This window comes from Metabacillus lacus, from assembly GCF_009674805.1.
Classification (GTDB): Bacteria; Bacillota; Bacilli; order Bacillales; family Bacillaceae; genus Metabacillus_C; species Metabacillus_C lacus.
The window spans coordinates 38,934-62,878 of the sequence record NZ_WKKI01000018.1; the positions used below are offsets into that span (position 1 = coordinate 38,934).

The following is a 23,945-nucleotide window of genomic DNA, read 5'->3' on the forward strand; positions in this document are numbered from 1 at the left end:
GTTCTCCACCTCCACCTTAACAATAAAGTGTATGTCAGGCAATGGGCCAATTTGTTTGTCTCTGCAAAAAAACCTTGGGCGTATGCCCAAGGTTTCGGTTTTACTTCTTTCCGGTTTGTATTTCTTCCGCCTGATCTAATCCATCCAGCTGCTCATGATAAAAACGGAGAAGATCGCCATTCACGATTTTATCTGAGTAATCAAGCTCCTGCTTAGCTTTTTCTATATAAGGCTCACAAGACCCCTCTTCAGCAGGCTCTCCGCTTTCTTTCACAAAGCATGCGCCGCCAGTGTAAATGAGTTCATCGGTAATAAAGCTTCCATCACGCAAGACTGCAAACGGCAGTCTTTTCTCCGCAAATAAATCATGGCCAAATTGCAGATGCTCCCTTGTGTCAATTCCAAGCAAGTGCATCAAGGTTGGCTTCATGTCAATTTGTCCAGCAACTTCTTCAATGTTCCTCGGATTATTATCTGTCACACCAGGAATGTGGATCATAAAAGGAACACGCTGCAGCTGTGTGGACTCAAAAGGTGTAATTTCTTTGCCAAGAAACTGACTCATGGCGCCATTATGATTTTCAGAGATTCCATAATGATCACCATATAATAGAATCATGGAATTATCGTAAAGGCCTTCTTCCTTTAATTTCTCAAAAAGGACTTTAATTGACTCATCCAGGTAACGAACAGTTGGAAAATACCTGTTTAACGTTCTGCTGTTAGAATCAAACTCTTCGATCATTTTGTCCTCTTCCCCCAGCTCAAATGGGAAATGGTTGGTCAAGGTAATCATTCTCGTATAAAAAGGCTGAGGGACATTTTTCAAATGCTCTACTGTTTGTTCAAAAAACTCTATGTCTTTTAATCCCCAGCCTACGGAGTTTTCAGGATTAACATCATAATCCCTTATATCAAAGAAACGGTCATACGCAAAAGCCTGGTACATAATATCACGGTTCCAGAAGCTTTTATTGTTAGCGTGAAATACCGCCGAGTAATATCCTTCTTCCTTCAATACTTCCGGAGTAGCCATAAATTCATTATTGGCATTTGTGAAAAAAACTGCACCCCGGCTGAGCGGATAAAGAGAATTATCAACCAGAAATTCAGAATCAGCCGTTTTACCCTGTCCTGTCTGATGATAGAAGTTTTCAAAGTTGTAGCTCTCCCTTGCAAGCTGATTCAGAAAAGGGGTAATCTCCTGGCCGTTCAATTCCTCATTCATAACAAAACTTTGCAGGGATTCCAACGTTACAACGATTACATTCCTATTCTTTGCAATGCCGAACAAGTCGCCCGCAGGCTCTTTGCGGTTGGCATTCACATAGTTCTCAATATCAGTTAAGCTGTTGCTGTCAGCCAAAGCTCGTTGGGCAGTTGTTTTTGACTGGATAATTCCATCGTATATGTGAAAGTTATAAACGCTGATGTTTTTAACGAGCATTTCTCTGTCAAATGAACGTGTCAGCAGCTGTGGGCGCTCCGTTTCAGCAAGTCCGAGATTAAAGAAGAAAACAGCTGCAACCAACAGATAGTAGGCTGTTCTGACTTTTGCTGTTGTTCTTGCTTCTGAAGCCTGCTTTCTGAAGTAAGGCTTTCTGCTGAGCCACATTAAAATGATGATGTCAACAAGCATCAATAAATCAACCGGTTGAAAAAGCTCTGTTATGCTGCTTCCCAAATCGCCCATATTGCTCGTTTGGAAAAGCACAGGGATGGTTAAAAAATCAGTAAAAAACCGGTAGAAAATCATATTGGCAAGAAGAATGAAGGTAATCGCCATACTTGCACCAATGATATATCTGTTTCTGTTTTTCTCTTTTAGGAATAATCCAATTCCAAATACGAGCAGCAAGAAACTCAGCGGGTTAATGAAGAGAATGATTTCTTGAGTGAAATTTTCAATTTTAATATTAAAGCTGGTTTTGTAGACCACATACGTTTTTATCCACATTAGTACAGTTGCAATCATTGTAAAAGCAAAGGTTGAAACTGATTTTTTACGCATTCTTTAACCTCCCAGTACGGCGGAATTGCGCATAATATTCTGTCATTTTCCATTTATTAGGGTAAACATTGAGGACAACTAAATCATATCTTAATACTTCTTTTACAAAAAATCAATATTTTTTCACATTGCGGTTACATTGAGATGGTAGAATGATAGCTTGAACTTCTTTTCCCAATTTATAGACGATGGTAAACCAGGATATGTTTCAATTTATGGTTATTCTCAAAAATTTCCTGCTGATGACCTATTCTTATACAGCATATTGACTTCGAAATCTTCTATTTGAACTGAACTGTGTGGTCCTCTTCGTGAGTCCTTATCTTGATTTCATTGCAGCCTCAAGAGATCAACAGCATGCTCAACACATTCTCCCTATTTTACTTCTAACGAAAAAGAGCCACTGATTAGTGACTCCTTTAGTATCCGTAACAATATGAAAAAATAATCTTACGAAATCAGGTTTTGTTTCGCGAGCCATGCTCCTCCGATGACACCTGCATCATTTCCAAGAGTGGCTATTGCGATCTCAACTGCAGCCCCGGCTCTTGGGAATGCATATTTTTTCATTTTCAACTGTACTTTATGAACAAGCAGGTCCCCAGCCTTGGAAACTCCGCCTCCAAGTACAATTTTTTCCGGGTTCAGTGCGCTCGCAAGGTTGCCCAGCACCATGCCGAGATAATCAGTTACTTCGTCCACTACACTTAGCGCCAGACTGTCTCCAGCTTCAGCTGCAGCAAATACATCCTTTGCAGTCACAGCGCGTGCTTCTTCAAAAATAGTACGAAGTGCACTTGGAGTGTCGTCTCCTTGGAGCTTTTCAAGAGCAATTCTTACAATCCCTGTTGCGGAGGCAATCGTCTCAATACAGCCTGTTTTACCGCAGTTGCATTGAGCTCCGCCTTGCGCCACAGCTGTTATATGGCCAATTTCTCCTCCAGCGCCATTCACGCCGTGGACAATGATTCCATTAGAAATAATTCCTCCGCCCACGCCCGTTCCGAGGGTCACGCAGATCAAATCTTTAGCTCCGTCTCCGGCACCCTTCCACATTTCACCCAAAGCAGCAATATTAGCGTCATTATCAATGATGGCAGATAAGCCTGTTTCCATCTCTAAATGATCTTTTAAAGGGTAATCCTTCCAGCCAAGATTTACAGTTTCATACACAAGACCGGTTGCCAGGTTTACTGGGCCTGGAGCTCCCATGCCGATCCCAGCCAGCCTGCCCTTCTGTTGTCCCAGCTCAGCCAGCTTGCTGTCTATTGCTTTTGCGATATCTGTTGTAATCTTTTTCCCTGTTTTGTCAGTAGGAATTTCCCACTTTTCGATGATTTCACCGTAAAAATTAATAAATGCCATCTTGATTGTTGTTCCGCCTAAATCAATACCTACAAGCCATTGATCGTTCATGTGTCAGTCATCCTTTTTGTTATATTCATGTTTAGGAAACCGTTTGCACTTTAGTTAAGAAGCTGCTTATTACGCTGAACTTGAACTTCCTGCCTAAGCAGCAAAAGTGCCATCTGATATTCTCTTGGCTCAATCAGCTGTGAAGTAAACAGCTGTTTTACCTCTTCTTCCATTAATTCTAAATCTGCAATCCGATCACCTGTGTAAATGTAGATGCCGAATCTTTTCAGCAGCTGCTGTACGTCATAAATTGTTTTCAAGTGTTAATCTCCTTGAAGTTTGGTTTCTACCTATAAATTATAGAATAATGGTGCTATCGTCAAGTGATTCTTGCCATTTGCTCTTACTTTTCTCATGGAAAAAGTCCTGCAAAGAGAGTGTTTAGCGTTCAGGCAGCGACCGGCACAACAACAGATGAGATGAAAAACAGTGCTATATGTGAAAACAGCCTGTAAAAAAGACTGCAAACCTTTGCAGTCTATCACCTTATTCACCTGTCAGGATCCTTGGGGTCCAGTACAGAGGGCCTCCTGTTCTTCAGCGGCATTGGCGACCGGAGAAGAACATCCCTGAATGCTCTGTAGCTGAAGGGAATAAACGGCCATAAATATGGAATTTGAAAAGATTTTATACGGGCAAGCATGAGGATCCATACTGTGATTCCCACAACAAAACCTTCTATTCCAAAGGCTGCAGTTGCTAAAATAAGGAGAATTCGAATCACCCTGTTTGCCAGGCTCAATTCATAGCTCGGTGTTGCGAACGTTCCAATCGCGGCAATCGCAAGGTATAAGACCACTTCACCTGACAGCAGACCCACACTTATGGCAACCTCACCAATCATCAGGGCAGCGACAAGGCCAAGAGCCGTCGCCAGAGAGGACGGTGTATGAATCGCTGCCATCCTTAGCATATCAATGCCAATTTCAATAATGAGGAACTGCAGCAGCAGAGGAACATTTCCTTCTTCCTTCTGCCCGATAAAAGAGAGTTCAGCAGGAAGCAGCTCCGGCTGTACAGCAAGCAAGTACCAAAGGGGCAGCAGAAATACCGAAGCCCATACTGCTGTGAATCTGACAAATCTCAAATAGGCTCCTGTTACAGGTTTGTTGCGGTATTCTTCTGCGTGCTGCAGATGATGCCAAAACGTCGCAGGAGTAATCAGGACGCTCGGAGATCCATCCACAAAGATGAGCACATGTCCTTCATACAAATGTGCGGCTGCTGTATCGGGACGCTCTGTAAAGCGGACGGAAGGGTAAGGATTCAAATGGCTGCCTGACAAATATTCCTCAATTGTTTTCTCAGCCATAGGAAGACCGTCCGTATCTATTTTTTCAAGCGAAGCTTTTATGTCTTTTACATGGCCGGTATCTGCAATATCCTCAATATAGCAAACTACTACGTCTGTTTTAGACCTTCTTCCCACCTGTAAATATTCCATTCGAAGAGTCCGGTCTCTGACACGCCTTCTCGTAAGGGCTGTATTAAAGACAACCGTCTCTACGAAGCCATCCCGCGACCCTCTGACAACTCGTTCTGTATCAGGCTCTTCAGGGCCTCTGACAGGGTAGGTTCTTGCGTCAAGCAGGATCACTTCTTCCATCCCATCTACAAGCAGTGCGGTTGGTCCGGCTAAAATCGCCTCTCCCGCTTTTTTCAGGTCTTTTTCTGTTGAAATTTCAATATAAGGGATATATGAGTGTATTAATGTGTAAAGTGAGACATTTTCAAGCGCTCCAGGCTGAAGCCTCGCAAGAAACTCCATTAAATAGTGGAGAATGTCGTCTTTTGCAAAACCATCAACCATATAAAATGCCATCTTCCGTCCTGCATACTCTACTTCCACCTTTATTAAATCAAAGCTCTTCTCAACTCCAAGAAATTCATCCAGGTAGGCAATGTCAGCAGTAAGTTTCCCGGAGACAGCCCTTTTTACAGCCTCTTTGTCCATTGTGCAAAACTCCAATCAGTGTGCTACCTACATCCTAGTCAATAACATCAGCATCCATACAGGCGTAAATGCCAAAAAAAATAACCCTGTGATATACAGAGTTATTGAGGCAGTGAATTTTTCAATTCCTGATAGCGCTGATCATCAGGATTCAGCCTGATCGCCTGCTGAAGATAATTTCTTGCCTCTTCAAAATTACTTTCTTCAGCCTCTAGAATGGCTAGGAAAAAGTAAGCCTGATCATAAGAAGCATTTCGATCAATAATGCTTTGCAAATTTTCTCTAGCATCTTCATTCTTTTGCAGCTGAATTTCAGAAATGGCTAACAGAGTCATATGTTCATTAGATGAAGCTTCTGTTTGATTTGTTTTCAGTAAATCATAAGCCTCTTGATAATTTCCGTTTTGAATCAATTCCTGCCCTTTTGATACTGTATAGGCACTGCCAGCACCGGCAAACTGTCCATTTCCATAGGCGAATAATCCTAAAAGCAGGGCAGCAGTAGTGAGAATTCCGGCCATTCGGACAAATACTTTTCTTTGGTTCGGCAGCTGAAATATAAATGAAGCTAAAAATCCGCCTGCCAGACCTCCCAAGTGACCTGCATTATCAATATTAGGGATGGTGAACCCAATAGCAATATTAATGGCAATGACAACTAATATATTTGCACCAATTGTTCTAAAAAAGAGCTTTGGCTTGCTTACTCCCATATACAGCAGGGCTCCAAAACATCCGAATATCGCACCTGAAGCTCCCGCTGATACAAACGGGCTGAAGGCAAAGCTTGCCAGCGTACCTGCTATCCCAGAAAGAAGATAGATAAAAAGAAACCTCCTAGATCCAAACATTCTTTCGACAGCGCCTCCTATATAGAGAAGTGCCAGCGTATTCATCATTAAGTGGAGAAAGCCAATATGAAGGAATACAGGCGCAACAAGCCTCCACCATTCCCCATTCAGCAGCAGAGTATTTTCTTTGGCACCGAATCTAATCAGAACATCTGTATTCGTGCTCCCGCCCGCAGATTCAAGTATATAAAACATAACTAACTGAATCGCAATAAACACATAGGTTAATAAAGGACGGCCGTGCTGGAAAATCTCCCGCTCTTCCTTATTTCTTTTAGCTGTATAGTGAAGAAGCTCCTGTTTCACTGCTTGAACATCATCAATGCCTGCATCAGCGCTCAGTTCCTCAAGGGAGAGGGGCAGCGCCTCCTGAATACTTTCTGCCTCATCACTAACATTTTCTGTGTGCAGCAACTGATTGATTAATGTTGTTTTCTCAACGAGCTTGCTGCTTTCAAAGATATACTCCCAGTCGTCTACAGGCGGAAGTGCTGTTATATATAAATTAAAAACTTTGAAGGATCTCCTGCCCGTTCTTTTTCGGATCGATTCAAATGTGTGTCCTGCTTGATTCATATCCTGAAGCAGCAGATTGCTCCAGTCGGCATCTTCTCTTTTAAGCCGGATCACATCAAATTCTTGTTTCTTTCTGGGCTCAAGCCATATTTCCCTTTGATCACGGGAAATATGGATCATTCGATAGCCATGCTGCAGCACAAGCTGGTTTGCAATTTTCCAATAGAGAAAATCCTGATTGATTACCATAGTACCCCCCCAGCCATTTTTCTTTATTATACCAATTTCTTTGGGAGCACCGTTACTGATACACATAGAACAACTGCTTAGCCAAGCATCTTATGTTCAGCAGCCTGTTATTTCCGTGCAAAAAAGCACCCTGAGATAGGTGCTTCAAACATGCTGCAGCTTACAACTGACAGATTGTAACCCTTGGCTAGCTGAAAGCTCTTTGAACAAATTTATCCCTGATAAATGGAAGCCTCATGGATAAAGAAATAAAGGTTCTCCGAATTTCAGGCTGTCCCAGCAGATAATTTACGATTCTGTAGCGGTATTTATAGATAGCAGCTCCCGCTATTAACATGATTGCCAGTCTGAGCAACGTGCGCATGGCGTCATCCCTCCTGTTTTTACTTATTGTTACTTAGGAAGCGGAATTTTATCCAGAGAACACCATTCTTTTATTGAAGAAAGTCAGGACTAATACATGCCTTTGCCCTATTAGCAATCCCTTTTCTACTTAAAAAAGGGGTTTAACGTGTTCTTCAGCACGTTTGCACTATTAAGGAATTTTTCTTTTTCAGTTTCATCCAAAGACAGCTCAATCACATCACGGACCCCGTTTCGGTTAATGATGGCTGGAACCCCGATATATACATCTTGCGTTCCATATTTATTATCGATATAACATGATACGGTGTGGATCGAATTTTCATTTTGCAGAATAGCCTTTGTAAGCCTGACCAGGCCCATTGCAATTCCATAGTAAGTCGCACCTTTTTTTTCGATAATCTGATACGCTGCGTCTCTTACGTTCACAAAAATGTTGTCCAAGTCCTCCTGGCTATACTTATCACTGGACTCAACAATTTTATTTACCAGTACCCCGCCTATATCGGCATGGCTCCAGACTGGCAATTCCGTATCTCCATGTTCTCCGATGATATAGGCATGCACGTTTCTTGTATCAATTTGAAAGTAGTCTCCCAGCAGGTACCGAAACCGGGCAGTATCTAGTATCGTTCCTGATCCAATCACACGCTCCTTGGGCAGTCCTGAATATTTCCAGGTTGCATATGTTAGAACATCAACTGGATTCGTGGCAACGATGAATATCCCATCAAATCCGCTTTCCATCACGGAACCTACAATATTTTTAAATATAGCAAGGTTTTTCTCCACTAAATCCAGCCTTGTTTCTCCAGGCTTTTGATTTGCTCCTGCACAGAGGACCACGATGTCAGCATCCTGGCAGTCCGTGTAGCTGCCAAACCAGATTCTTGTGGGAGAAGGGGCAAAAGTGAGTCCATGATTGAGATCCATTGCATCTCCTTGAGATTTTTCCTTATTTACATCAATCAGCACAAGCTCCTCTGTTACACCCTGATTCAAAAGGGCAAACGCATAACTTGATCCTACAAAACCAGTTCCAATTAGGGCGACTCTGTTCACACGATTACGTTTCAATGAAATCAAATCCTTCCGAAAAAGATTGTGATACACTTCACAATTTCATTTTACCATCTCAGTGCTTTTTTATGACTAGTAATTTGTTAACAACTTTTGAATAAATACAGCCAGGATGGAAGCAGCTAGAACGGAAACAGCATTCACAGCATCATTGTCGAAGAAGGAACTGCCCTTAGTCCTTTTCCCTGGTGCGCTGCAATGCATTCTCTTTTCTGTCTGTTTTCCGCAGACAGGACATGTGTATGCAACCTGCAGCGTTCCGCCGAGCACAGTATCAACCATATTTCCAAAAAACCCCGCAGCAATGATCAGCAAAATTAAATGAGGCTGAAATGAGAACAGAACTGCACCTGTTATAGCAATAAAAGCAGCACCTGCAATGGCAGCGAGGGTGCCAAGCAGGGATACTGCTCCAGAGGTTCCCCGCTCAACTTTTTTTAAGGATAACATCATTCTAGGCTGCCCCTTGCTCAGCGTTCCTATTTCTGACGCCCACGTATCAGCGTTTGCAGCTGCGATAGCAGAACAAAAAACAAAAATCCACGAGGAGTCTCCAGTCACTAAGTAAATGAAGCTGATGACTGCAGGTATTCCTCCATTCGCAAATACCTGTACAGCATCACGCTGATCTCCCTTTTCAAGAAGCTCATCAAGCATTTTTTTCTTGTTCCTTTTCAGTCTGGAAAATAAGCTGGAGCTCGCAAAAAAAGCACCAAGTGTCACTAATCCAATACTTCCTAAGCCTATGTAAATGCATACTCCTACCGCCGTAGCTGCAGCAGCACCAGAAAATGTGAGAAGCTTTAACCGCCATCCTGCCAGAGCCGTCAGCACAATAAACAAGATAATCAGCACCTGCATGTTATCACCCCATCCTCTGAGAAGATGTATTGAACGGGAATATCATGTTTTTCAAAAGGCACTTCTGGAAGAAGCTGCATTGAAAAAGCCATTGCTGCCGTTTCCCCCTTGTATCCTTTCAGATACCTGTCATAGTAGCCTCCTCCGTAACCGATGCGAAACCCCTTGTGATCAAAACAAATTCCCGGCACAAAGATTAGATCTAATTCTTCTTTAGAAAGCAATGCAGTCCGGGCAGGTATGGGTTCTTGAAGCCCGAAATAGACCGTCTCCAATTCATCAAAAGAAGTTAAGGCTCGGAAAATCATCTCTTTTGTTTTTGGTTCGCATTTAGGAACAGCAACAGTTTTCCCTTCCTTCCAGGCCTGTTCAATCATTGAAAAGGTGTCCACTTCTTTTCCTCGTGAAATTGTGAATGCAATGGTTTCTGCTCTTTCCCAGCTTGGAGAAGCAGCAGTATGTGAATGAATCAAACCGCATTGTACTGCATAGACGGCTGAATCCATTTCTTCCAGCTTTGTTTTCATCTCTGTGCGAAGCTGCTTTTTGGCCAGCATCATTGCCACCTCCGCTTTATGTTTTCTCTCTTTTTCTATTATAACGTACAGCCTAGAAAAAGCTTACAAAACAATTGCTTTGTTGCTGCATCTATATGTAAGGTTTTCTGTAGTCTGCAGCATGATCGCATATTTGACGGAACTAACTTCTAAGGTGGGAAAATTGCTGTAATGAGCACATATGAGGAGTGTAAAAGGTGTAACTAGTGGACTGTTGTTGTGCAGGTTAAGACACATTTGAACTTTTAACAAAAAAAGAGGAGATTGCGTATTTGAAATATGATGGAATAACGATTGAAAACTGATCTCTTTACAAAACAATACAAAAAAAACAGCAGGAAAGAATTTTCCCACTGTTACTTTGTTTCGCGGTGTGCAGTTACTTTCTTCTCTCTGGAGCAATATTTTTTAAGCTCCATGCGATCAGGGTTGTTACGCTTGTTTTTCTTGGAAATATAGTTACGCTCACCACAGTCAGTGCAAGCTAATGTAATATTTACACGCATGCTTATCCCTCCAAACTATAAAACGTTAAATCAGACTTAACTATCATACCACTAATTATTTTGAAATGCCATATTCAATTTCTTTTTTCTTCAGTTAAAATTTGTTGAAGATATATTTCAATGATTTCAGCAATGATCTCTTGCCAATGATAATGATCTACGGTAAATGCTTTTACATTCTTGCCCAGCTGGTGGCTGAGAAGCGGCTGGTTCAGCAGTTTTGCCATCCCTTCTGTTAATGAAGCAACAGAACCTGCCTGAAATAAGATGCCGGTTTGTCCGTCTCTTACCGTTTCCCGGTAACCACCGACATTAGACGCAATCGTGGGCGTTCCCTTATACATACTTTCCACTGCAGAAAGGCCGAATGGTTCATACAGGCTGGGAAAGATTGCTGCAGCTGCCCGCCGCAGCAGATAATTTCTTTCCTTCCAATTCAAAAACCCTGTAAAAGTAATACTTTCTTGGATCCCCAGCTCTTCAGCCTGTTTTGTAAGCGGAATATACAAAGGACCCTTTCCGCCAATTACTAAATGAAGATTGAATTCCGTTTTTTTCAATTCAGCAAAACTATCAAGCAGCATTTCAAAGCCTTTTTCAGGTACAAGCCTTCCGTACGAAAGCAAATAAGGTGTATTAATACTGCTGACAGCTTTCTCTTCCTCCAGTGTCTCTGGATCTATTCCCGCAGGTATCACTACTGTCGGACACCCCCTCAGCACTGAGCAGGCTTCCTGCTCCATCTCCTTTGTGCAGACAATCACTTTGTCTGAATACTGCAAAAGCTGTCTCTCCCAGGAAACAATACCTCCCTCCGGCATGAAGGAGGAAGTTCGTTTTCTTGCTGTTTCAGTGGAATGAAGTGTGGAAACCAAAGGAATAGCCAGAAGCTTTTTTAAAGCGGACGCAGCTCCCGATACCAGCCAGTCATGTGCATGAATAATCGAGAAGCTTTCTTTTTGTGAAAGCATTGAGGCATATTGGAACATCCCCAGATTAGCTGCCGCTATCCAGTCTGCATAGCTGTTTTTTACGGATGCTGTTAACGCCGGTTTATATATTTTTATACCAGCAGATTCCCGGTAATATTCTTTCTTGCTGTTTCCCAAAACTAACACAGTCACTGAAACATTTTTTTTAGCAAGAAATTTTGCCAAACCATGCACATATGTACCCAGTCCGCCTTCAATCCAAGGCGGGTACTCTGATGATAGAATCAGCACAGACAGCTGGGGAAGATTACGATTCATAGTTTGAGTAACCGGAAAAGCTGCTGTTCCCGTCCCATCCAACTTTATCTGCACCACCCTCTGTCTCGTATTGCTCTGCCAAGGCGAGTGAAATTCCCGATGATGAAAATACAAGTAGTTGAGCAGCACAGATTTCAGTGATATGGGTTGGCAAATACACGGTTTTTTGACCTGTATGTGCTCCTACATGATAATCATAGTTCCCAGAAGCATGAAGCCGAATAATTATTTTCAAACTGTCCTCCTCTTCCAAAAGTATATTAGGCAGTGCCTTAAGAGTATTGGGACTTATTTTCCATTGCAGAAATACCGTCTCAGCACCTTCATAATGGAAGTGCAGACTATCCCCATAAAACATTGTTTTTTCCCGTACCTTTATAAGGGCGGAGAAAACATCATTCATATGCACCACTCCAAGCAAAATTTTTCTCTTAAAAAAGTATACAGTATACCAAGCAAAGCAGTGGCAGTATGATGTTCGGTAAATTGTGACAAAAATCTTCATTTTCTCTGTGAAAAGTTCTTCTGTCTTCCTTTATTATATGATATAAATAATAAGGAAATAAATATTGCTAGAAGGTGAAAAACTTGGAAATAACCCTGATTATCCTGCTTGTAATAGGAATCATTTTAATGGCAGCCTCTTTTTTTCAAAGAGACAAGGGCAGAGACATTGAACAGGAGCTGGATCATCTGCAGCTGTCATCCATGCAGGAAATATATAAGTTAAAGAAGAAAATGAGAATTCTTGAAGAAGAATTACTTCAAAATGACCTTGGCAGCCAAAATTCCCTCAGCAAAGAATTAGATGGCCAGATTGTTCGCCATATTTTAAATAAGTACAAAAATGGAATGAACATTGAGGCAATCTCCAGAGCGGAGAACGTTTCACCTGAAGAAGTCAGGCAGATCATCCAACAAAATGAGAGGATGCTTGTATGAGCAAGCGAAGCTTACAAACTTTTTCAGCGGGCATGCTGCTGTCAACCTCAATTGTTGCAGGAGTTTATTTTTTCTCCGCTGACCAGGGAATAGCAGAAGCTGAAAAAGCCGTTATGACGAATGAAGAAATTCAAGCAGAATTAAAAAAACAGGGAATGGTGCAGCTCTCTGCAGAAGATTATAATGAGTTGCTGACCATGAAAGAACAGGTGGTCAACTCCCCTGCTCCCCAAGAGGAAGCTCAGGAAGAAGAAGAAACACCTGCACCTGCACCAAGAGCATCATACACATTAACGATCCAAAAAGGGATGAGCACAAGCGACGTGTGCAAAATCCTCCAAGAAGCTGGAGTCATACAGTCAGCAAGAGATTTTAATGCCTACCTGATTGAAGCAGGCTATCACAAAAAAGTCAGAACCGGTACCTACGAGCTGAAGCAAGGTATGCCTTTCACAGAAATATCTAAGGCACTGACAAGATAAAGAAAATCCCCCGTTACTTTAGCGGGGGATCTTTTTGTTATAATAAATTGTTTTTAGACCATTGCGCGATTTAGGAGTTGAGATCGTAATGCCTGCCCTTCACAAGGTAAAACACACTTTCTGAAATATTCGTCGCATGATCAGCCATGCGTTCAATGTATCTGCAAACAAAGGATAACTGAGTAATTTGCTGAAGAGATTCCTTTTTATCGTGCATCAGCTCAAGAAGCTCTTTGATGGTTTCTCCATAAAGATCATCAACCAAATCATCCATCTCCGCAACTTTCTTGGCAAGAACCACATCTTCTTCATTAAAAGCTTTGATGCTTAATGAGAGCATCTCCGTACCTATGCCATGCATCCTTTTAATATGATTGATTGGTTTGACCAATGGCTCGTCACCGATTCTAATAGTTGATTTGGCTATATTTACGGCAAAATCCGCCATTCTTTCTATATCAGAGGAAATTTTGATGGCTACTACAATCCTCCTGAGATCAATCGCAACCGGCTGCTGTTTGGCTATGAGCAAAATGGCAAGATCATTGATCTCTTCCTCAAGATCATCAACCTGATTATCCTCATCAATTACTTCCAGCGCCTGCTCTATGTTTTGAGTTTCCAATGCATGTATTGACTTGGCTAAAGCAATCTCCGTCAAACTTCCCAACTCAATCAATTTTTCTCTTAATGTGTTAAGATCATAATCAAATTTTTCTCTAATGACCACTTCTATTCCTCCTTTATCTTTTAAACGCCTGGATGTGTTTATGAGCTGTGCATATGTATGAAAAGGAGCCGCATATAACGACTCCTTTCAGAATATTACCCAAATCTCCCAGTGATGTAATCCTCTGTACGCTTGTCAGAAGGATTTGAGAAAAGTTTATTCGTATTCGTATATTCAACTACTTCTCCGTTTAAGAAGAAGGCAGTACGATCTGAAATACGAGCAGCCTGCTGCATATTGTGTGTAACGATGACAATACTGTACTTTTGCTTCAACTCCTGAACGAGCTCTTCAATTTTAAGTGTAGAAATCGGGTCCAGTGCAGATGTCGGCTCATCCATTAAGATGACATCAGGCTCAATCGCAAGGCAGCGTGCTATACACAAACGCTGCTGCTGACCGCCGGAAAGGCCATAGGCATTTTCTTTTAGACGGTCTTTAACCTCATCCCAGATTGCTGCTCCGCGAAGACTTCGCTCAACAACTTCGTCAATGATCTTTTTATCACGAATTCCATGAATTTTAGGTCCGTATGCAACATTTTCATAAATCGACTTAGGGAAGGGATTCGGTTTTTGGAATACCATTCCTACCTGCGTTCTTAGCTCTTCCACCCGGTAGGACTTATCGAAAATATTCTTGCCGCGGTATAAGATTTTCCCTGAAGTTTTAACAATTGGAATCAGCTCAACCATACGGTTCAATGTTTTAATGTAGGTTGATTTTCCGCACCCGGAAGGGCCGATAATCGCAGTAACTTCGTTCTCATATATATCAAGATCAATGTTTTTCAGAGCCTGATCCTTGCCGTACCAAAGATTTAAATTGTCAGTTCTGTAAACAATATTTTTATTTGTATCTACTTTCTCAGCATTCTCAGAACGCTCTTTAATGACTGTTTTTACTTCCATATGAAAATCCTCCATCCTTTATCTAAGAAAATTATAAATTAATAACGCTTTGAAAATTTATTTCTAATCAGTACCGCAACTGAGTTCATCACAATTAAGAAAATAAATAATACGATAATTCCCGCAGCTGCTACATCTTGGAATGCAGGCTGAGGACGGGATGCCCAGTTATATATTTGAATAGGCATAACCGTAAACGTACTCATCAGATTCTGTGGAAGATAGTTTACATAAGCGAAAGCACCAACAACCAAAAGTGGAGCTGTTTCTCCGATAGCCCTTGAAAAAGCCAAGATACTTCCTGTCAGTATACCCGGGATGGCAGTGGGCAAAACGATTCTAAAAATGGTCTGCCACTTGGTTGCACCCATCCCTAATGATGCTTCTCTTAAATGCTTTGGAACAGAGCGGATTGCTTCCTGAGATGCTACCACAATAACCGGCAGGATCAGCAAAGCCATTGTAAGACCCCCGGCAAGAATACTGCGTCCTAGCCCGAACTCACGAACAAAGAGAGTGAGGCCAAGCAAACCAAATACAATGGAAGGTACACCTGCAAGGTTGGAAATGTTTGTTTGGATAAAAGTCGTAAACCTGTTCTTCCTTGCGTATTCTTCAAGGTAAAGAGCCGTCCCGACTCCCAATAGCAAGGAAATTGGGATGGTAACAGCCATGATCCACAAAGAACCGACTAATGCAGCTTTAATTCCTGCATTTGCTGGTCTCCGTGAAGCAAAGCTTTGAAAAAAGTCCCACGATAAGTGGCTAAATCCTTGAGTGAATATCCGATAAAGCAATATAGCCAGTACAATCAGAGCCAGGCTGGTAGCAATAAGAAAAATAACATTAAAGGTTTTATTTAAAGCTATTCTGCCGCCCATTTTTTTATTAATGAGGTTTTGGTCAATTAATTTCATCTTAGTACTCCTCCCTGAAGCGTTTTGTAATGTACTGGGCAAGGAGGTTCATCATTAAGGTAAAGACAAACAGCGTCATACCTACAGCATATATACTATAGTAAACTGTAGTTCCATAACCTGCATCACCTGAGCTGACCTGAACAATATAAGCTGTCATAGTCTGTATGGACTCTGTAGGGTCAAATGTAAGCTTTGGCGTAGCTCCTCCTGCCAGCGTAACAATCATCGTTTCACCAATTGCACGGGATATGGCGAGAACGATGGATGCCATAATTCCTGAAACAGCTGCAGGCAGAACAACCTTCATTGACACCTCGAATTTAGTTGCACCCATGGCCAATGCACCTTCGCGCATTGAATTAGGCACTGAACTCATCGCATCCTCAGAAAGTGATGCAATCATAGGAACAATCATAATCCCTACAACAATCCCAGGGCTGAGTGCATTGAAGAATCCAAGGCCGGGAACAAGACTTTGAAGCACAGGAGTGACAAATGTTAAGGCAAAAAAACCATATACAATTGTCGGAATACCGGCTAGCACCTCTAATATCGGCTTAATAATTCTTCTGGTTCTTTCAGAAGCATACTCACTCAAAAAGATAGCGGATGCCAACCCTACCGGAACTGCCACAATGACCGCAATAACAGTAACAAGAAGCGTACCGGAAATCAGAGCGATGATTCCATAGGAAGGCTCTCCATAAAACGGATACCAGTCCCGCTGTGTAAAAAAGTCAAGAATCGGGACTCTTGTGAAAAATGTAATTGTTTCAAATAGTAGTGTAAATACAATTCCAAAAGTAGTCAGGATCGAAACAATTGCTGTCAGCAGCAAAATAATTGGTACTGCCTTTTCTACTCCATTTAGCAATGATCTTTTTTCTTTATTTTTTTTTATAAGATCACGCACTGTTTGGCTGTTGGACGTTGCCATAAGGTGAAAACCCCTTTCCCTCTACATAGGAAGATGAGAAGCAAGGAGCCCCGCTTCTCATCTATTTGATTATATATTATCTTAAGCCTTCAATCGTTTCCATGCCTTCATTGTACTTATCTTCAGGAAGTCTTACATAACCAACCTCTTCAGCAAGATCTCCTGCATTTTCAAGCATAAACTTCAAGTATTGATATACTTGCTCTTTATCTTTAACAGAAGCATTATTTACGTACACATAAAGCGGACGGGAAAGCGGGTTGTAGTCGCCAGACTCGATAGATTCAGCAGTTGGCTCAACAGCTTCGCCAGCTTCGTTCACAATTGGTACAACTTTTAGAGAATCTTTATTTTCCAGGTAGTAAGAATAACCGAAGAATCCGATTGCGTTCTTATCGCCTTGTACACCTTTAACAAGTACATTGTCATCTTCAGAAAGAGTTGCTGCTTTAGCAACAGGCTCGTCTTCTAAAACAACCTCATTGAAGTAGTCGTAAGTACCAGAATCAGTACCAGGAGAATAGAATGAAATTTCTTCCTCTGGCCATTCAGGGTTTACGTCAGACCATTTTGTAGCTGTTCCGTCTTCAATCCACATTGTTTTAAGTTCATCAATCGTTAGCTGTTCGATCCAGTCATTTTCCTGGTTAACAACTACAGAAATTCCGTCAAATGCTACTTCTAATTCAGTATATTCAATTCCGTTTTCTTCAGCTTGCTGTGCTTCTTCATCTTTGATTTCACGTGAAGCGTTAGACATGTCCGTTTCACCAACAACAAAGCGTTTAAAACCTCCGCCAGTTCCGGAAATACCGATTGGAGCTTTAACGTTTGGAGCAGCAGCGCCAAATTCTTCAGAAACAGCTTCCATAATTGGACCTACAGTAGAAGAACCATCAATTCCTACTTCACCTTCAAGCTGAGCAAGGTCATCGGAACCTTCACCTTCACCCTCAGTGTTTCCATTTTCCTCTGCTTGTTCAGTATTTTGCTGTTCAGGAGTTGACCCAGAATCATCTCCGTTACCGCATGCAGCAGCGAATGCCAATACTGAAGAAATCATTATAGATAATGCTAAAAATTTAAAGCTCTTCATTCCTTTTATTCCCCCTAAGGATTTGGTGTTATTGTCCTACGCCTATTAGAATACATCCTTACTATTAATCTGGTTTTAATTGATTGTAAAGGTTTTGTAAATAACCGCCGAATTTTGTCGGTTCTTACGTCTTGTCATTTTTAATAAGCCCACTGCTTTTTGAAGACTTTTTGAAGCATAAAAAAAGGTACCCTGAGTAAGGTACCTATAGTTTCTAGCTTTCACTTTTTATTTATGCAGATTATTTAAATTTCTTCAATTTCTTCTTCTTCCGCTTCTTCATCTTCCGAGGCTTTTTTCAGTTCAAAATATTTATCCAGAACCCTCTTTCCAATCATATGATTGATAGGGTGGCTGTTTTGGGCCTTTTCATAAGCCCACGGCACAACAACGGCAAAGGCAACCTCGGGATTATGATCTGGTGCATATCCGACAAGCGTCAAATTATAAGTGGGAGTCAGAAACTTCTCTTTTACTGGACCGTCATAAAAAGCCTGTGCTGTACCAGTTTTCCCTGCAGGGCTGTACCCGGCTCCGGCAAAATAACCGTAGCCGGTTCCTCCGCTTTCCTGCATAACCTGCCGCAGGCCTTCCTGCACTCGCTCAATGTATTTTGGCTCCATGTCTATGCGGTTCAATATTTCTGTTTCTTGAGAATGGATAACAGGGCCTGCTCCATCAGCTGGAGAGGGCTCACGGATCTCTCTCATAATCTGCGGCTTCATCCGGTAGCCGCCGTTTGCAATCGTTGAAATATACTGTGCAAGCTGAAGCGGTGTATAGGTGTCATACTGTCCGATAGAGAGATCAAGAAGAAGTCCCGGAGTATAGCTTGTACCCTGAAAGCCTCTTGCTTCATTCGGCAGATCAATACCTGTTTCAACTCCCAGCCCAAATTGGCTGAATGAATTTCTCATTGTCGCAAACGCATCGCGATCTAAAGGAAGAGATTGATTTCTTTTATAAACACCGTTCCCCATTTCAATTGCTGTTTTGAACATATAAACATTTGATGATCTTTTTAATGCTGTCAGATCATTAATTCTGCCCATATTCTGATAGGATTTTTTAGCAGGTGATCCACTTATGTAAAGCGGCTCATCCAGCAGAACTGAACCGGGCTGAATAGCGCCCTCCTGAAATCCGGTAAGAACTGTCGCGCCCTTGACCGCAGAACCCATCGTATAGGAAGTTGTCATAGCCCCCAGCGAAAAGTCCCTTAATTCCCTTTGGCCGTCTTCAGTGACAAACTGCTTGCCGGCCATGCTGAGAAGTTCGCCGTTTCTAGGGTCCATCACGACTACAAATGCTCGGTCCAAAAGCTCAGTCCCTCTTTTTCTTTTTGCTGCAAGAAGCTCTTCTTCCAGAATTTTCTCCGCTTCCAGCTGCAGCTGCATGTCAATCGTTAAAATGAGGTCTTTACCGCTTTTCCCCTCAGAAACGATTTCAGTCTCCAGCAGATTCCCCGAACGATCAGTGATGCTGCGGGCCCTGGCTTTCTCCCCCTGCAGCACATCTTCATACTGAGCTTCCAGATAGCTTTTGCCGACACGGTCGTTCCGCTGGTAATCCCTCACAAGATACTTGTCCATCTGTTCTCTTGGAATTCCTTCACTTGTTGAAGAAATAGATCCAAGGAGAGTTCTCAGCGTACTGTTAAATGTATAACTTCTCTCCCAGTCTGTTGTCACATCGACGCCTGGCAGCTTGTGAAGATTTTCGCTGACAATCGCAAACTCTTCCTGAGTAACATCCTGATTTTTGATAATTTGGGGAGTCATAGCGTAGCCGCCATCCATCTCCCGTTTAATCGCCAGAACTTCTTTCTCATCTTCTGAAATAGCAGCAAGATCACTTTCTGTAATTCTTGAAAGCTGCAGGTCATATAAATCACTTTCTGCCAATACCCCGTCAGCAACCTTTTGGCGGTCTTCATCCGTTATTTTATTTTTAGCTGCTTCCGGGTTTAGTAAGATCCAGTAATCCTTTAAATCACGTTCTGTAATTTTGCTTGTATCTTTCTCAATAATTTCAGCAAGTTTTCTGGCAGTATCCAGCCGCTCTTCCTGGCTGGAACCAGTCATTCGGGTATATGTAATAGCGTTCAACGGCTGATTATCTACAATTGTTTCATAATTTCTGTCAAAGATTTTACCCCTTGGCACGGAGGTGCTGACAGCCACTTCCTCTTTTCTGTCAACTTCACGTTTATAATCCTCTCCGTAAACAATCTGCACAATTCCAAGCCTTAATACCATTGCTGAAAATGTCAAAAAGATAACAAAGAAAAGTATATTTAATCTGCCAGGCAGCATTTTTCTTTTCTTGTTGCTCCCCATTTAAACACCGCCTTCTCATGTCTGTTTTATGGCAGCAATCTGCCTGTGGGCAGACCAACGTTAATTCCCATTCTCTCCATCTACAATATTCGACTCTGCGATCAGTTTTTGTCCGTCTTCCTGCATAGTTTCGTTAGTTTCGTCCAATTTAATCCTTCTAATAAAGAAATAGATAACAGTATGGCCCCCTCCTATCAAAGCAAGCAGAACCGGAATGCTCTTTTTCTCATCAAAGAGAGTAACGGCAGCAATAAAAGCAGTAACTGAAACAATTCTACCTAAATTAACAAAGATTTCTCTTACAACAATATACTCAATTCTGGCTTTTGCCGCATTCCACGATTTTCCTATTACATCATAAGTAATTGAGAGATAGGGAACTAGAAGCATCGGGTAGGCAATTGCAATCAAAACGGCGTATAACAGAAGTTTGGGATAGGAGAGATCGAACAGAAGAAGAAAGATGGCACCGTACAGGATCAGTCCTCCCAAAAGAATCGCCGGTTTTCTCATGTTTTTAGTGATGATGCGTGTCGCAGCATAGTAACTCACAAAGGCGACAGCTGAATTTAACAGGCTGTAAGTTCCCAAAGCAAACTCACTGCCCGTTGTAATAAAAACAAATACTCCAATTATAAAAACAAATGTTCCTTCCCGAATGCCTTGGAAGAAATGTGCATTTGTCACAAGCTTCCAGTTGGTATTACTTTTTCTTTGATTGATCACATCAAGCAGAATGTAAGAACCGTTCGCAGGCCTTCTTTTCAAAAAGAAACTAATTACCACTGCTCCCATAAAAAGCAAAAGCGAGATGGTGAAAATCAGCCTGTAGCCAGTATGGCTGGAAAAATGGGAAATAACAAAGCCAGCCCCGATCGGTCCGACCATCCCTGCTGAAGAGCCCAGAATTCCTAAAAAGCCATTAAAAAAATCCCTTGTATCAGGCTCTGTAATTTCGAATGTAAGAACATTAAAAGCGAGCCAGTAAAAGCCGTAGCCCACCCCAAGAATTCCGCCTAGCAGCACTAGAAAACCCGAAGCCCTGTCGCCAATAAAAAGAACCGTAAAAAAAAACACAGCCAGCAACATTACGCCAAGCCTCAGGACCACTACCCTGTCAACTTTTTTTGCAATTCTCCCTGCAAGAATAAAAGCTGCCGGCTGAAGAAGAACAACAGATAAATTATATATACCCAGATCAATAAACCTGCCTGATTGTCTCCAAAGATAAACATTTACAAACGTATTGGAGAGGGCAATTCCGAGCGAGTACAGCCCGCCAATCACTAATAGCAGAATTAGTTCTCTGTTCACATTCACATTTCCGATAATCCTTTGAAGCTTAGACATACAAAAACTCCCCTTCTTTGTCTAACCTTATTGTGGCTTAACTTTGGGGAGTTATGTATCATCCATAAACAGGAAAGGGAACCCTTTGGGTCCCCTTAGTCTTTATTTTGCAGAAGTATATCTGCTGGAAACCTCGTCCCAATTTACTACATTCCAGAAAGATGCAATATAGTCAGGGCGGCGGTTTTGATAGTTCAAGTAATAAGCGTGCTCCCAAACATCAAGACCAAGAACAGGCGTTTTGCCTTCCATTAAAGGTGAATCCTGATTAGGAGTGCTTGTGATTTCAAGCTCACCGTTGCTAACTGCAAGCCATGCCCAGCCGGAGCCAAAGCGTGTTGTTGCTGCTTTTGCAAACTCTTCTTTGAAGTTTTCAAAGCTGCCGAACTTGCTGTTAATTGCCTCAGATAGTTCGCCGGATGGTTCTCCTCCGCCGTTTGGAGAAAGAATTGTCCAGAAAAGGCTGTGGTTGGCATGTCCGCCACCATTATTTCTTACAGCAGTTCTAACATTTTCAGGTACAGCGTCAAGGTTGGAAATCAAATCTTCAATGCTTTTACCTGCAAGTTCTTCGTTTCCATCAAGAGCATTATTTACATTTGTCACGTAAGTGTTATGGTGCTTCGTGTGATGAATGTTCATTGTTTCCTTGTCGATATGAGGCTCCAAAGCATCATAAGCATAAGGCAGCTGCGGCAATTCATATGCCATATAGATCTCCTCCTTCATAATATGTAACGAAAAGTTTAAGCTTTTCTATGTTCAGATTACCAAAAACAATGGTCAGTTTCAATTTTAACGCCTACAGAAACTTACTAATTCATTTCTTACACATTGTTCCGCAGAATAATCAAAAAGAGATGCATACCATTAAGTAGTTTTATGAAGAAGAATATGTTACCTTACGCAAAAATTAAAGTTGAAAAACGCAGAGGTTCAGGAATTTGCTTTTCTGATTTAGTTAGCTGACATTTTCTATTGTTGAATAATTGATTACTTTATCACTTCAAAATCCGCTGCAAGTGTCGCGTCCAATTTTGTACCATCTGCGCTGAAACTCTTTACTATTCGATATTTTCCTTGTGGTAATCTCGGAAGGTCAACAGGCTGTTCAAATATATCATGAGGTTGGACCTCAATACCGATAGATGCAAAACCCATGTTCTCAAACACCAAGCTTTTCCATAGTCCGTTTTCAAACTTTTCAATGCTATAATCAACTCCAAAAGACAAGGTTGTTGGTCCAAAGTTTTCTAGTTGTAAAATTAAAGAATCATATGAACGATACTCTTCTTTGTCAGTATAAAGTTTTGCATTTATTGCTTGCAAAGGCACTTCAACCAAAGTTAATAAAGTATCTTCAACTCCATAATTCAGGTCTAATACTTCAGCACTTAATAGATATAAAGCACCTTCCTTATCGGGTAAATCTGTTTTGAATTGTTGATTTGTACTGATTTCTTCCTTAACTATGCCAACTTTTTCTAACGATGCATTTCGTTCTGTAAGCTGATAACGAATTCTTGGACCATTTGAAAGATGTTTCAATTGAATTTGAATTTCATCGCCTGGAAGGTGTAGTCCAGAGGAAATAACCCCCCCTTTTAAAACCCATTTATCAGTTGGATCTTCATATTCTGTTGTCGCTTCATATTCTGATCTCATTGAAATTTTGTTATACTCAGACAAGTCAAAAGGTGCATCGTGTTGAACGGTAATGTCACCTATACTATTAGGCAGAGTATCGAACTCAGAGGCTTTCAAATGCCACGATGGACTTATATGTGTACAAGCTGCTAAGAACAATAAACCAACAACTAAGAAAACTATAGTTTCAAGTTTCTTCACAATTTCACCCCTTACGCCTTTTTAATTTCTGCCTAAGTAACATACACCGTGATTATTAAGCAATAAGTTTAATATAAAATACTAAAAACCTTTTTATTTTTTTAAGGTAATTAACAGCAATTCATTTAACTTCCGTTGCGTTTGTCAACAAGGTACCTAATTAAAAGACATCAAGATGAATATAAAATAAGGGTATTAGGAAAGTAAATTTATAAAGAATTGAGAGATTTCAAGTGGACTTTTTACTATGGATAACCATCGGCTTCATAGTAATCGGATTTGTTATTTTCATTTATATGAAAAAAGCTATGGAAAATAAGCTTACTTTTATAAAAACAAATTCGGAAAACAAGAAAAGTACAACAGAAGCTAAATCCGTGATTTGGTGGATAGTGGGTGTCACAGCCTGGGGATAGTGAGTATGATCCTTGTTATTGTGTGTTTTCATCTCTACTATGGATAACTGTTGAGTGCAAAGGCATTTTGGAGGATTTGGGCTGATTATGGAGGATTGAGGAGAATTTAGAATTGCCTGGATTTGCAGTGGCCTCATTATGAGTGAATATAAGTGGTTTTGTCCTTCATCGCTCCTATGAAGGACATTTCTACTGCCATTCCACTCTGTTTTGTCCTTCATCGCCCCTATGAAGGACATTTCTGCAGCAATTCCACTCTGTTTTGTCCTTCATCGCCCCTATGAAGGACATTTCTACTGCCATTCCACAGAGTTTTGTCCTTCATCGCCCCTATGAAGGACATTTCTGCAGCAATTCCAC

General features: G+C 41.4%; 23 protein-coding genes. 2 read left to right on the forward strand and 21 right to left on the reverse strand.

Annotation, left to right across the window (positions count from 1 at the left end):
• Window positions 1-100: 100 nt before the first annotated feature.
• The 12 genes from GJU40_RS10880 to GJU40_RS10930 form a co-directional block, all read right to left on the reverse strand.
• The gene (locus tag GJU40_RS10880; RefSeq protein ID WP_154307787.1) at window positions 101-2,011 is read right to left on the reverse strand and encodes an LTA synthase family protein; all 1,911 of its coding nucleotides are present in this window, start codon (window positions 2,009-2,011) and stop codon (window positions 101-103) included.
• A 450-nt stretch (window positions 2,012-2,461) separates the two neighbouring features.
• The gene (locus GJU40_RS10885; protein WP_154307788.1) at window positions 2,462-3,427 is read right to left on the reverse strand and encodes an ROK family glucokinase; all 966 of its coding nucleotides are present in this window, start codon (window positions 3,425-3,427) and stop codon (window positions 2,462-2,464) included.
• A 50-nt stretch (window positions 3,428-3,477) separates the two neighbouring features.
• Window positions 3,478-3,687, reverse strand: coding sequence for a YqgQ family protein (locus tag GJU40_RS10890; RefSeq protein WP_154307789.1), 210 nt, complete (start codon window positions 3,685-3,687; stop codon window positions 3,478-3,480).
• Window positions 3,688-3,917: 230 nt separating this feature from the next.
• Window positions 3,918-5,381 carry a spore germination protein gene (locus GJU40_RS10895; RefSeq protein ID WP_154307790.1) on the reverse strand — a complete coding sequence of 488 codons (1,464 nt, stop codon included), beginning with the start codon at window positions 5,379-5,381 and terminating at the stop codon, window positions 3,918-3,920.
• 101 nt (window positions 5,382-5,482) lie between these two features.
• Window positions 5,483-6,997 carry a rhomboid family intramembrane serine protease gene (locus GJU40_RS10900; RefSeq protein WP_170289381.1) on the reverse strand — a complete coding sequence of 505 codons (1,515 nt, stop codon included), beginning with the start codon at window positions 6,995-6,997 and terminating at the stop codon, window positions 5,483-5,485.
• 187 nt (window positions 6,998-7,184) lie between these two features.
• Entirely contained in the window at window positions 7,185-7,361 is a 177-nt protein-coding gene (locus GJU40_RS20710; RefSeq protein WP_170289382.1) for a hypothetical protein, read from the reverse strand.
• A gap of 125 nt (window positions 7,362-7,486) precedes the next feature.
• Complete coding sequence (locus tag GJU40_RS10905) at window positions 7,487-8,437, reverse strand: L-lactate dehydrogenase (RefSeq protein ID WP_154307792.1); 951 nt, start codon at window positions 8,435-8,437, stop codon at window positions 7,487-7,489.
• 75 nt (window positions 8,438-8,512) lie between these two features.
• Window positions 8,513-9,301 carry a DUF92 domain-containing protein gene (locus GJU40_RS10910; protein WP_154307793.1) on the reverse strand — a complete coding sequence of 263 codons (789 nt, stop codon included), beginning with the start codon at window positions 9,299-9,301 and terminating at the stop codon, window positions 8,513-8,515.
• A complete protein-coding gene (locus GJU40_RS10915; protein ID WP_246188340.1) occupies window positions 9,289-9,861 on the reverse strand; it encodes a 5-formyltetrahydrofolate cyclo-ligase in 573 nt (190 codons plus the stop codon). Before GJU40_RS10915 ends, GJU40_RS10910 begins: the two co-directional genes overlap by 13 nt.
• Window positions 9,862-10,214: 353 nt before the next feature.
• Window positions 10,215-10,364 carry a 50S ribosomal protein L33 gene (gene rpmG / locus GJU40_RS10920; RefSeq protein WP_154307794.1) on the reverse strand — a complete coding sequence of 50 codons (150 nt, stop codon included), beginning with the start codon at window positions 10,362-10,364 and terminating at the stop codon, window positions 10,215-10,217.
• A 74-nt stretch (window positions 10,365-10,438) separates the two neighbouring features.
• Entirely contained in the window at window positions 10,439-11,614 is a 1,176-nt protein-coding gene (locus GJU40_RS10925) for a glycosyltransferase family 4 protein (RefSeq protein ID WP_154307795.1), read from the reverse strand.
• A complete protein-coding gene (locus GJU40_RS10930) occupies window positions 11,604-12,017 on the reverse strand; it encodes a hypothetical protein (protein WP_170289383.1) in 414 nt (137 codons plus the stop codon). Before GJU40_RS10930 ends, GJU40_RS10925 begins: the two co-directional genes overlap by 11 nt.
• Before the next feature lie 185 nt (window positions 12,018-12,202).
• Here GJU40_RS10930 and GJU40_RS10935 point away from each other — a divergent pair, with 185 nt between their 5' ends.
• Both GJU40_RS10935 and GJU40_RS10940 read left to right on the forward strand, forming a co-directional pair.
• Window positions 12,203-12,556, forward strand: coding sequence for a hypothetical protein (locus GJU40_RS10935; RefSeq protein ID WP_154307797.1), 354 nt, complete (start codon window positions 12,203-12,205; stop codon window positions 12,554-12,556).
• Window positions 12,553-13,038 carry an endolytic transglycosylase MltG gene (locus GJU40_RS10940; RefSeq protein ID WP_154307798.1) on the forward strand — a complete coding sequence of 162 codons (486 nt, stop codon included), beginning with the start codon at window positions 12,553-12,555 and terminating at the stop codon, window positions 13,036-13,038. Before GJU40_RS10935 ends, GJU40_RS10940 begins: the two co-directional genes overlap by 4 nt.
• A gap of 70 nt (window positions 13,039-13,108) precedes the next feature.
• Here the strand turns inward: GJU40_RS10940 and phoU are convergent, their stop codons facing one another.
• The 9 genes from phoU to GJU40_RS10985 form a co-directional block, all read right to left on the reverse strand.
• Window positions 13,109-13,768, reverse strand: coding sequence for a phosphate signaling complex protein PhoU (phoU, locus tag GJU40_RS10945; RefSeq protein ID WP_343031517.1), 660 nt, complete (start codon window positions 13,766-13,768; stop codon window positions 13,109-13,111).
• Between the two features lie 95 nt (window positions 13,769-13,863).
• Complete coding sequence (gene pstB, locus GJU40_RS10950) at window positions 13,864-14,679, reverse strand: phosphate ABC transporter ATP-binding protein PstB (RefSeq protein ID WP_154307799.1); 816 nt, start codon at window positions 14,677-14,679, stop codon at window positions 13,864-13,866.
• Window positions 14,680-14,717: 38 nt separating this feature from the next.
• On the reverse strand, window positions 14,718-15,596 hold the full coding sequence (gene pstA, locus GJU40_RS10955; protein WP_154307800.1) for a phosphate ABC transporter permease PstA: 879 nt from the start codon (window positions 15,594-15,596) through the stop codon (window positions 14,718-14,720).
• A gap of 1 nt (window position 15,597) precedes the next feature.
• Window positions 15,598-16,536 carry a phosphate ABC transporter permease subunit PstC gene (gene pstC / locus GJU40_RS10960; protein ID WP_154307801.1) on the reverse strand — a complete coding sequence of 313 codons (939 nt, stop codon included), beginning with the start codon at window positions 16,534-16,536 and terminating at the stop codon, window positions 15,598-15,600.
• A 76-nt stretch (window positions 16,537-16,612) separates the two neighbouring features.
• Window positions 16,613-17,632 carry a PstS family phosphate ABC transporter substrate-binding protein gene (locus GJU40_RS10965; protein ID WP_154307802.1) on the reverse strand — a complete coding sequence of 340 codons (1,020 nt, stop codon included), beginning with the start codon at window positions 17,630-17,632 and terminating at the stop codon, window positions 16,613-16,615.
• Window positions 17,633-17,877: 245 nt separating this feature from the next.
• Entirely contained in the window at window positions 17,878-19,971 is a 2,094-nt protein-coding gene (locus GJU40_RS10970; protein ID WP_154307803.1) for a peptidoglycan D,D-transpeptidase FtsI family protein, read from the reverse strand.
• Between the two features lie 60 nt (window positions 19,972-20,031).
• Window positions 20,032-21,321 (reverse strand): MFS transporter, encoded by a 1,290-nt coding sequence (locus GJU40_RS10975; protein ID WP_154307804.1) that lies wholly within the window; start codon window positions 21,319-21,321, stop codon window positions 20,032-20,034.
• A gap of 102 nt (window positions 21,322-21,423) precedes the next feature.
• A complete protein-coding gene (locus GJU40_RS10980) occupies window positions 21,424-22,032 on the reverse strand; it encodes a superoxide dismutase (RefSeq protein ID WP_154307805.1) in 609 nt (202 codons plus the stop codon).
• A gap of 282 nt (window positions 22,033-22,314) precedes the next feature.
• Window positions 22,315-23,169 (reverse strand): immunoglobulin-like domain-containing protein, encoded by an 855-nt coding sequence (locus GJU40_RS10985; RefSeq protein ID WP_154307806.1) that lies wholly within the window; start codon window positions 23,167-23,169, stop codon window positions 22,315-22,317.
• Window positions 23,170-23,945 lie beyond the last annotated feature (776 nt).